Below are 7220 nucleotides of genomic sequence, written 5' to 3' on the forward strand. Positions count from 1 at the left end.
GTTCTCTATCCCAAACGTTTTTATAGGTGTAAACGTAATAAACGGAACCTGCCTTGTTAATCAGAATCGGAGGAAGCTTCGGATTTGCCATTGATAGATCTCCATATATAATGATCTAGTTTAGCACAAAAAATCCTCAATTTCAATATTAACTTCATGTTTAATTGAGGATTTTTAAAATAATGAAGATCTAGAAACGCAAAATCTCAGGAATAAATTATCTTTATATTTCAATTAGTTAAAGAGTAACATTTAATCTCCCCGATCTCTTTTCACGTGTTCTCCACGCAGTCTGAGACATTTCTGAACGCTTGTTCAGGACCTTTCGGTTAATATGGCAAAGTCATTTACGGAATTTAGGTATGAGAGTTCTGGCTGCCTCCCTTCTCGTCGCTGCAACCTTGCTTCAAGGATGCACGCTGTTAGGCATCGCCAGCACAACCGCTTCCATCTCTTCTCCTAAGCACGGCTGGTTCGATGTCAATGCCAAGCTTGTAGAAAAATCCGAACTCAGACGCCCCGCCGTCCCTCTTAACCTTACGCTTCATCTTCGGGTCATCGTCCAAGGCATCGACACCGGCAAGGAAGGCACGCTTGAAGACTCCTTCGAATGGCTGTTTGCAGATGAAACTCGTAAAGAGATGGTTGATCTACTGGAGAAAAACGGAATCGCACTCATTACCGACCGCGGCTTGGACGGCGCAGTCTATATCGAAATCTCCGACACAATGGAAGATATAGGCATGCGCTACCTTCCGATTATTCCGACGGTTCGCTGGACCGAGCGCAAAATCGGCAAGATGCGTATCACTTTCATTAATTCCGCAAACCATAAAGTTTCTTCCACACTCACTGAAGAAAATGTTTTTATTCAGTCCGGCCTTCTGTCCGATTCTCCTCAATCTGAATACAAGAAGAAGCCTTTCGAATTAAGCCGCTGGGACTACACAATTAAAGGCGACGGTATCGGTCTGCACGAGCTCAATGAGCAGCTCTTTTATCAGTGCATGAAGAAAATCCAGGACAAAGTCTCATTAGAGGAATTTTTTGGCGTTCCCGATGATTCTTCCGACGAGCCGAACGCTCCTGATCCGGCAGAAGGATGGCATAACAACACAGGCGGCGAACTCGTCGACTAATCAAACACTTTCGACCAAGTTAGATATACTCCGTTCAGTACGTATTTACTCTCATAAAGGTCAAAATGTCTTCATCTAAGATCGCTGCCGCGGTAGCAGTTTGTGCCGCGGTCTATGCCTGCGCTTACGGCGGATTGGTTTATTACCAGGGCCAAAAATTCCAAGAATACGCATCCGATCTTCCCAAGTATTTGGGCAGTGAATGGAAGTCCGTCAAAGTGAACATCACCGACAACGGTTTCTTCAGCAAAGAATTTATCGTTCTCAATAAAAATGCCCAGCCGAAAGATAAGGATACCGTCACGCTTCCCGGCAAAGTAAAGTTCGGATGGTCCCCTGAAAGCGAGATCACGATTAAGGGAGAAGGCAATGAAGTTTTTAAGAAAGTCGTTGAAGCCGCACAACCGGTGCTGAAGACTTCTTTTAACTATCGTTTTATTCCGAATTTATTCGTCTTCAGCAGCAAAGCCGTTGAAACAACCGTTGACGGCGAAACCTTTAAAATCGGCGCGATTCAGTCCCAAGCCCTCCCGAAATTAGTAAAACAGGCGGACGGCAGCCTGCTTATTGAAAATCTTGATTCTTCCGTCAAGACAGACATCTTCTCTTTGGCCTCAGAAGAAAGCAACGTTGCTCTAAGTAATCCGGAATTTAAATTTTCTGTCAAAGGCGGAAATCTCAAAGCCGCTGCTCTGTCTTTTTCGGTGAGCGGAATCGATTACAGAGACAGCAGTACACAGTTCACTATCGGAAAGACTTTGGTTTCTATCAACCAAAGCCAAAACAAATCTGAAATTACCGAAGGCATCAAAATCACTTTTGATCACCTGAAAGTCGGTGGTTTCTTAAAGGTCGGCATTGACAGCTGGAATACCGGATTAACAGCACATTTTCCGCCCGAACCTCTGCTCTTTGACTTCTTGGTGCAAGAGGCTTTCGGAACAAACTTCTGCACTAACTTCCCGCTCATTTGCTCTCCTGAGCCTATAAACGAAGCTCAGGCCGAAGAGATCTTAAGAAACGGCATCCTTGCCGGTAAAACCTGGGCCGCGGTTGAACCCTCTGAGATTAAAGTCGGCAAAGAAAGCCTTTCTTTCAGCGGACAGCTTAAAAAGCAACCCGAAGGCAATACTTTGGGATCTGTGAAATTCAGACTTCAGACATCCGACGGCGGCCTCGGACAGTTTGCGCTCATGGCATTGCCTCGCAACTCTTACTTAAGCGAAGGCAAAGGAGTTTATGCAACTGAAATCGTTCCGACACTCACGCCGAACGGCGATTTGATTTTGACGGCAAACGGCGTCCGTCTTTTCTAAGAAATCTCCGGACAAAGAAAATCCCGCTCGTTCTTTAGGAACTGCGGGATTTTCTGTTTTAGTCAGAGACTAAATTACTTGGCCAGCTCAATCGGTTTGCCATCCTTGCGAATGGTAAAGTTATGGCACTGGTTGCACATCAGAACCGGTTTAGACAAATTGGCCTTATGGCAGTCTTCGCAGTTCACCTGACCCAAGTGAGAATGATGGGGATTGGGAACCAGATCGGCTGTCTGTTTAGCCAGTTTGTCATAGTCACCGTGGCACTGCATGCACTGATACTTGGTGACATAGCCGTCTTTGCTTTTCGGCCACATAGCACCGTGAATTTGTCCCAGTGTCTTGGCCTGAGCAGCAGGAGCAGCAGCGGCAGGTGCCTGGTCAGCTGCATAGACGGAAAGACCGACGCTCATTCCGAAAAGAGCGGAAGCTAAAACGAGTAATGTTTTTTTCATTTTTGATCTCCTCTTACTTTGCAGCTGCGGCTCTCTGAGCCATTTCTTTACCGGCAATTCTTCCGAATACGGTGGCTGCGCCTAACTGAGCGCCGCCGGCATAGTTATGGAAGAAGATACCGCCGGAGGAGTTGCCGACTGCATAGAGACCGGGGATGGTCTTGCCGTCTAAGTTCTGAACTTCAGCCTTCGTGTTAATCAGCGGGCCGCCGAATGTAGCGGTCATACCGCCCTGCAGAGGCACAGCATAGAACGGAGCTTTTTCAATCAGATGCGGTTTCTTGTAGGTGTTCGGCGGATTCATCTTGCCCAACGTACCGTTCTTGACTGCATCGTTGTATTCCTTAACAAGCGCCACAATCTTGGCCGGAGGCAAACCTGCCTGTTTAGCGACTTCTTCGATCGTGTTGGCCTTACCGTACGGGCTGTTCAGCATATCGAATTTAGGAATAACTTTGTCGAGCACCGGGCATGTCGAGTCGACGATGACCCAGCCGGTGTTATCCAGTGTCTTCTGAGCTGTGGTTCTAGCTTTAATCACATAGGTGTTGTTTTCATCCATGTAACGATCACCGGAAGTATTGACCTGAATACCATAACCGGAGTTCAGAACGTCAGCAGGATTGACGTGGGTTGCACCGATAATCGGACCGGCATGGAACTGGTCCATGTTGACGCACTTAGCATACAGAGGAAGCGTCAAGGAAATGTTTTCACCAGTTGTGGACTTGGAGCCGCGAAGCACCATGCGGGTAGCCCAGCCGCCGATGTATTTATCGACCATTTCAGGATTGGCAGAGAAGCCGCCGGTTGCAATGGCAACGCCGCCCTTGGAGAAGTATTCTTCCTGTCCTGCCGGTGTCTGAATCTTCACGCCGGTAACACGCATCTTGTCGTCATGAAGAAGTTCAATACCTTTGTGCTCGAACTTAACTTCAACACCTTCTTTAGCGGCAGCCGCAAGAAGTTTCTTAACGAGCTGTGCACCGCCTGTGAGACCTTCGCCGTCAACACGACAGGTACGGCCGAGACGCGGATACGGCATCGGACGAATCTTGCCGAACTTAACGCCGATATCTTTTTCCAGCCAGTCAATACCGGCGGAAATGTTATCAGTGTAAGTGCGGTTCAAAGCCTTATCGCCCATCTGTTTGGAAACGTCCATCATCATGGCGTAGAAATCGTCGGCAGTATCTTTGATGCCCTGCTCTTTCTGATGACGAGAGCCCCAGCCGCAAACGGAGCCCAAAGCAAAAATAGCGTTCCCGTCGGGACGGTCGCGTTTTTCGAATACAACTACTTTCTTTGCACCAGCCTGCTTAGCGGCGATGGCAGTGACCAATCCGGCAGGACCGGCCCCGAGCACGATCACGTCATAAGTATTTTTATCGTTCTGGGCGGGTGCCTTTGCTGCTGGCTCTGCTGCGTGGGAAGCGCCCACGAAAGAAGCAAAACCGGCTGCCATAGAGCCAACTAAACCGCCTTTCAATACGTTACGTCTGTTAAAGACCTTCATTTGGTACTCCAAAGTCAAGATACATTCGAGTAAGAGGGGTAGTTATTTATCTTCTTAAAATCCCGGGGGCTTAAGAACCTCTCGGCATGAATTTTAGCATTAAGATTTCTTAAGAGATAGTTCAACGGGGCGATAAATTCCACGTCTTCTACAAAAGGACGGGAAATTCCTGAAAAATGAGAACCCAGACTGCACCTAAGTCTGCAAGCAATAATCTCTTTTCGACTAATGCTCTCAGGCATTTGCATATTAATAAGCAAATTCAAAAAAACTATTTTTCTTAAGAATCGAATTATTCAAAGAAAACAATCAAATTCTAATAGCCCCTCTTTTATCCTATGTCAACTTTTATTTTCAGAAAAATCACGGATAAACGCACAGACAAAAAAAATGGGACCTCTCGGTCCCCTGATTCTCATTAGATTAGAGCCTATCCTGCCACTGTGCCCTCGGCACTGCCGTGTAGATCGGAAGCATAGGATCTGCTCCGTTTTCCAGACCAACCAACGCGAGCGCGGTCAAAAGACACAATTGAGGTCCTTCATAAGAACGCACTGGTTCAAACCATTCAGACAATGAATGGTTAAAGCCCTCTCTGCCGCCGGCACCCAAGCTCGTAGAAGGAATGCCGAGAGACATCGGAACGTTTTGGTCTGTCGAAGCGCTCATGTACTCTGTGAGCTCAATGCCTAACGCCATTTGAGCCGCTCTGGCCGCTTGAAGCACAGGACTGTCGGGTTTAGAGACCGCAGCCGGACGGTGGCCGATCGGCGTAACCTTGCATCTAACCTGCAGCGCCGGATCGGTCACATTCCAGCGCTGATTTTCCAACTGAGCACCGAAAGCAAAAAGCGGAAGGACTTCCTGTACGAGGCCGTCGAGCATTTGCGGGTCTTCGCTTCTTAAGTCAATTTCACATTCCGCGTGTTCGGCAATAGCGTTCACAGAAGAACCGCCGCTCATGGTGGCTAATGTAAAAGTCGTTTTGGGTTCGGCCGGAACCTGGAGGTTGGCAAGCAAAGCGCCGGCTCGGCACAGTGCCTGAGTGGCGCTCGGATACTGACCAAAATTCAAATAGCTGTGACCGCCGGGACCGCTGTATTCAATCTTGTAGCGCTTAGAACCGACAGATCCGTAGAGCAGTCTTCCGGGGTCGGCGCCGTCCAAGACCAAAACGCCGTCCACATGGATGCCAGAGCTGTAGAAGATTCGTTTCACGCCGCGCAAGTCCCCTTCTGCCTCCTGCCCGACCGTGGCAATGAAAAGCAGCGTTCCCTTTGTCTTGATGTCGTTGTTGACGACCATTCGAATAACTTGGAGCATGCAGGCCAATGCACGGGATGCGTCGGAAATACCGGGCGCAAACAGTCTGCCGTTTTGGCGGCGAACCGTAGTGTCCGTTCCTTCCCTAAAGCTATTATCCATATGCGCGCTGATAACGCAGACGGGACCGTCCGGATCCGTACCTTTTCGGCAGGCGATGACGTTCCCGACAGGATCAATAGATGCTTCCAGACCGTAACTGTTAATCTTCTCAGCGATCATTGCGGCTCTGGTTTGCTCTTTCATTGGAGGAGCAGGAACTTCACAAATTTCGATCTGTTCCTCGATCGTAAAAATTTCCTGAGGAACGGCCTGCTCAAGGGCCTTTTTGACAATCGGGTCGTTGAAGACGCTCTCCATCACAGCGGCGGTTCGTTCTTCAAGGAAGGGTGCATCTTTGACGGGCATAGTCATGGGAATTCCTTAGCAGTAAGTTTGTGATGTTATTCTTCTTTACGCTGCATCACTATATTAATAATGCCGTCCTCTTCAGAAGAGGAAAGGAGCTTGTTGCCGGTCTGATCCGCAAACTGACTCAAATCTCTTAAAGCATGCGGATCAGTTGCCTGAACCAGGAGTTTTTCTCCGGGCTGCATCTTGGCTAGCGCCTTCTTTGTTCTAAGCATCGGCATCGGGCACCTCAAGCCTTTGACATCTAATATTTGCTGAAAATCTGAATCGGACAAGGTCGGCTCCGTAAAAATTTGTTTTACGGAAATTTTAGACGGAATATGAGGATTCAAACAAAGCTTGATGAACTGGCATTCCCAAAATCAACACGAATAAGCAAAAACCATCTCAAGCAATAATCATCGATTCAAAATGAAAAAGGACTCTTTCAAAGAAAAAGTAGGCTGGTCAGTAAGAAAAATTGAGCTTCAATACCGGATCTAAAAGTTAAGACATGCAGGAAGTTTTGATCAAAGGCCCTGCTAGACAAGACTTCTATTAAGAAAAAAGAATAATTATCCGATTTTTCGACGGAAAAAAGAACAAAAAAAAACCTGCTAGGGACACTAGCAGGGTTTCCAACCAGGATAAACGGTTGTTTTCACAACCAGCTCAAACCACGATGTAGATAGTAACACCAACATTCATTAAAAACCATACTTTTGTCGCCTTTTTACGAAAAAGAAGACAAAATAAATTTCTTGACTTTTGATTTTTCCGCTTTGCAAATTATTTCGCACAACCGAATTTTTCTTTTACTTATTGAATTGAAGAAGAAATAATTTTCCGCTTGGCTCATCCTTTCTTAATCTTTACGTATTAATACCCATAAAGACGAAAGAGAAACTTTTACATCTTCTAAAGAATTTGTTCGGTCAAAACGGTACCAAAAGTGGGTAATGATTTTCTACCGCCTTCTTCGTATCTTCACTAATCGTCCCTTAACTCCTTGGTAATACTTCTCATTTCGGATTTTTTGAGGCCTAAATTCGGCCTTCTGAATTTATCGCTGGTATTTAAA

6 protein-coding genes are annotated in these 7220 nt (G+C 46.8%); 2 read left to right on the plus strand and 4 right to left on the minus strand.

The window, feature by feature from the left end; all coding sequences use genetic code 11:
* Nucleotides 1-362 precede the first annotated feature (362 nt).
* Both ACZND6_RS12440 and ACZND6_RS12445 read left to right on the plus strand, forming a co-directional pair.
* Entirely contained in the window at nt 363-1139 is a 777-nt protein-coding gene (locus tag ACZND6_RS12440) for a hypothetical protein (RefSeq protein WP_008811832.1), read from the plus strand.
* Nucleotides 1140-1204: 65 nt separating this feature from the next.
* Complete coding sequence (locus ACZND6_RS12445; protein WP_370748391.1) at nt 1205-2455, plus strand: hypothetical protein; 1251 nt, start codon at nt 1205-1207, stop codon at nt 2453-2455.
* A gap of 74 nt (nt 2456-2529) precedes the next feature.
* On the opposite strand, the gene ACZND6_RS12450 is transcribed toward ACZND6_RS12445, so the two are convergent.
* From ACZND6_RS12450 to ACZND6_RS12465, 4 genes are all read right to left on the minus strand, one after another.
* Complete coding sequence (locus ACZND6_RS12450) at nt 2530-2910, minus strand: cytochrome c3 family protein (RefSeq protein ID WP_008811830.1); 381 nt, start codon at nt 2908-2910, stop codon at nt 2530-2532.
* 13 nt (nt 2911-2923) lie between these two features.
* Entirely contained in the window at nt 2924-4426 is a 1503-nt protein-coding gene (locus tag ACZND6_RS12455; RefSeq protein ID WP_008864498.1) for an FAD-dependent oxidoreductase, read from the minus strand.
* Nucleotides 4427-4849: 423 nt separating this feature from the next.
* Nucleotides 4850-6163, minus strand: a complete 1314-nt coding sequence (locus ACZND6_RS12460; protein ID WP_008864499.1) for a M20/M25/M40 family metallo-hydrolase — start codon at nt 6161-6163, stop codon at nt 4850-4852.
* Nucleotides 6164-6192: 29 nt separating this feature from the next.
* Nucleotides 6193-6435: a sulfurtransferase TusA family protein gene (locus ACZND6_RS12465; RefSeq protein WP_008811826.1), complete on the minus strand. Its 243-nt coding sequence runs from the start codon at nt 6433-6435 to the stop codon at nt 6193-6195.
* Nucleotides 6436-7220 lie beyond the last annotated feature (785 nt).

It is taken from the genome of Parasutterella sp., from assembly GCF_057870745.1.

Coding starts and splice junctions, on each gene's coding strand:
- ACZND6_RS12440 (WP_008811832.1), top strand. CDS start 363: ATGAGAGTTCTGGCTGCCTCCCTTCTCGTCGCTGCAACCTTGCTTCAA.
- ACZND6_RS12460 (WP_008864499.1), bottom strand. CDS start 6,163: ATGACTATGCCCGTCAAAGATGCACCCTTCCTTGAAGAACGAACCGCC.
- ACZND6_RS12450 (WP_008811830.1), bottom strand. CDS start 2,910: ATGAAAAAAACATTACTCGTTTTAGCTTCCGCTCTTTTCGGAATGAGC.
- ACZND6_RS12455 (WP_008864498.1), bottom strand. CDS start 4,426: ATGAAGGTCTTTAACAGACGTAACGTATTGAAAGGCGGTTTAGTTGGC.
- ACZND6_RS12445 (WP_370748391.1), top strand. CDS start 1,205: ATGTCTTCATCTAAGATCGCTGCCGCGGTAGCAGTTTGTGCCGCGGTC.